The sequence below is a fragment of the Pseudomonas sp. NPDC087803 genome, from assembly GCF_044742995.1.
GTDB lineage: Bacteria > Pseudomonadota > Gammaproteobacteria > Pseudomonadales > Pseudomonadaceae > Aquipseudomonas.
Window position 1 is genome coordinate 1 of record NZ_JBIUVO010000132.1, and the last position, 3051, is coordinate 3051.

Below are 3051 nucleotides of genomic sequence, written 5' to 3' on the forward strand. Positions count from 1 at the left end.
CGAGTCGAACTCTTGCTCGGCGCAGTCGGCGTTGTCGCGCAGACGCTGGATCTGATAGCTGGTCTCGGCCCACTGACGTTGCAGCAGACGACGCTGGCCTTCGAACACGGTGTCACCGTTGAAGGTGATGTTGATCTGGCCATTGTTGATCGGCTGACCGATCACCGACACGCAGTCGCCCAGACCGGCCGCGCTGAACTGCGCGAGGATGTCCGGGGTGGCGTCCTGACGAACCTGGATGACGGCACCCAGTTCTTCGTTGAACAGGATCGCGGCGATTTCTGCCGAATTTTCGGCAACGCTGTCCAGGTTCAGGCTCAGACCGCAGTGGCCGGCGAACGCCATTTCCACCACGGAAGTCAGCAGACCACCGTCGGAACGGTCGTGGTAAGCCAGCAGGTGACCGTCGGCGTTGAGGCCCTGGATCACCGCGAAGAAAGCTTTGAGGTCTTCGGCGTCGTCGACGTCCGGCGCGTGTTTGCCGAGCTTGCCGTGAACCTGGGCAAGGATCGAGGCACCCATGCGGTTCTGACCGCGACCGAGGTCGATCAGGATCAGGTCGGTGGTGCCCTTGTCCATGCGCAGTTCCGGGGTCAGGGTCTGACGGATGTCAGCCACTGGGGCGAAACCGGTCACGATCAGCGACATCGGCGAGGTCACGGTTTTTTCTTCGCCGTTGTCGTTCCAGCGGGTGGCCATGGACATCGAGTCCTTGCCGACCGGAATGGTGATGCCCAGCTCAGGGCACAGCTCCATGCCGACCGCTTTCACGGTGTCGTAGAGACGCGCGTCTTCGCCTGGGTGGCCGGCAGCGGACATCCAGTTCGCCGACAGTTTGATGTCGGAGATCTTGTTGATGCGCGAAGCGGCAATGTTGGTCAGGGTTTCGCCGATGGCCATGCGGCCCGACGCCGGAGCGTCCAGCAGCGCCAGCGGAGTCCGCTCGCCCATGGCCATCGCTTCACCGGTGTAGACGTCGAAACTGGTAGCGGTGACGGCGACGTCGGCCACCGGAACCTGCCATGGGCCGACCATCTGGTCACGGGCCACGAGGCCGGTGATGGTGCGGTCGCCGATGGTGATCAGGAAGCTTTTGCTCGCCACGGCCGGGTGATGCAGGACGCGTTCGATGGACTCGCTGATGTCGAGGTTCGACGGATCGAAATCGTCGCCCAGCTCGGCTTCGCGAACCACCGAACGGTGCATGCGCGGCGCTTTGCCCAGCAACACTTCCAGGGGCATGTCCACCGGGTTGTTGCCGAAGTGGCTGTCGGTCACGGTCAGTTGCGGCTCGGCGGTCGCTTCACCGACCACGGCGAACGGGCAACGCTCGCGTTCGCAGATCGCCTTGAAGCGCTCGAAGTCGGCCGGGCCGACCGCCAGAACGTAACGCTCCTGGGATTCGTTGGACCAGATTTCGTGCGGGGCCATGCCCGGCTCGTCATTTGGAATATTGCGCAGTTCGAAACGGCCACCGCGGTCGCCGTCGTTGACCAGTTCCGGGAAGGCGTTGGACAGACCGCCCGCACCCACGTCGTGGATGAAGCTGATCGGGTTCTTGTCGCCCAGTTGCCAGCAACGGTCGATGACTTCCTGGCAGCGACGCTCCATCTCAGGGTTTTCACGCTGTACGGAAGCGAAGTCGAGATCCGCCGAGCTGGTGCCGGTGGCCATCGAGGAAGCGGCACCGCCGCCCAGACCGATGAGCATCGCCGGGCCGCCGAGCACGATCAGCTTGGAGCCGACCAGAATCTCGCCTTTCTTGACGTGTTCTTCGCGGATGTTGCCCATGCCGCCCGCGAGCATGATCGGCTTGTGGTAACCGCGAACTTCGTCACCGTGCGGAGTAGTGATCGACTGTTCGAAGGTACGGAAGTAGCCGGTCAGGGCCGGACGCCCGAATTCGTTGTTGAACGCGGCGCCGCCGAGCGGGCCTTCGATCATGATGTCCAGCGCGGTAACGATGCGCTCCGGCTTGCCGTACGGCACTTCCCACGGCTGTTCGAAGCCCGGGATCTGCAGGTTGGACACGGTGAAACCGGTCAGGCCGGCCTTTGGCTTGGCGCCACGGCCGGTTGCACCTTCGTCGCGGATCTCGCCACCGGAACCGGTGGACGCGCCCGGGAACGGGGCGATCGCGGTCGGGTGGTTGTGGGTCTCGACCTTCATCAGGATGTGCACCGGCTCCTGCACCGCGCCGTACTGGCGGGTTTCCGGATCCGGGAAGAAGCGGCCGGCGACGTTGCCGACGATCACCGAGGCGTTGTCCTTATAATCGGACAGCACGCCTTCGCAGTGAATCTGATAGGTGAACTTGATCATGCCGAACAGGCTTTTTTCGTGGGTCTCGCCGTCAATATCCCAACTGGCGTTGAAGATCTTGTGGCGGCAGTGCTCGGAGTTGGCCTGGGCGAACATCATCAGTTCGATGTCGTGCGGGTTGCGCTTGAGACCGTTGAAGGCGTTGACCAGATAGTCGATCTCGTCTTCGGCCAGGGCCAGGCCCAGTTCGGTGTTGGCTTTTTCCAGCGCGGCGCGGCCGCCACCGAGGATGTCGATCGCGGTCAGCGGCTTCGGCTCGGCGTGGCTGAACAGACCGGCGGCCTGCTCCAGATTGCCCAGAACGATCTGGGTCATGCGGTCATGCAGCACGTCGGCAATCTGCTGGGCTTCGGTGTCGCTGAACTGGCCGGCCACGTAGAACGCGATACCGCGCTCCAGGCGCTGGATCTTGCTCAGGCCGCAGTTGCGGGCGATGTCGCTGGCCTTGCTCGACCATGGCGAGATGGTGCCGAAACGCGGCAATACCAGAAACAGACGGCCGGTCGGCTCTTGTACCGGAACGCTTGGGCCGTACTTCAGAAGGCGCGCAAGCACCTGCTGTTCGTCGCCGGTCAGGACGCCGGTGACTTCGGCGAAGTGAGCGAATTCAGCATACAGGCCACTGACAGCTGGAACCTTCTGGCTGTGCGGGGCCGGGATGCTGTAATGGCGGTCCGGCCACTGACAGCCGCACCGGTCCTGGGGGGAGGGGGCGGGGTGGTGGATGGG

Annotated in this window: 1 protein-coding gene; it reads right to left on the reverse strand. The window is 63.7% G+C overall.

All coding sequences use genetic code 11. The annotated features are described in order from the left end of the window. A partial coding sequence (gene purL / locus ACIOUG_RS26830; protein WP_401070165.1) for a phosphoribosylformylglycinamidine synthase occupies positions 1–2982 on the reverse strand: 2982 nt, incomplete at its 3' end. Between the last annotated feature and the right edge of the window lie 69 nt (positions 2983–3051).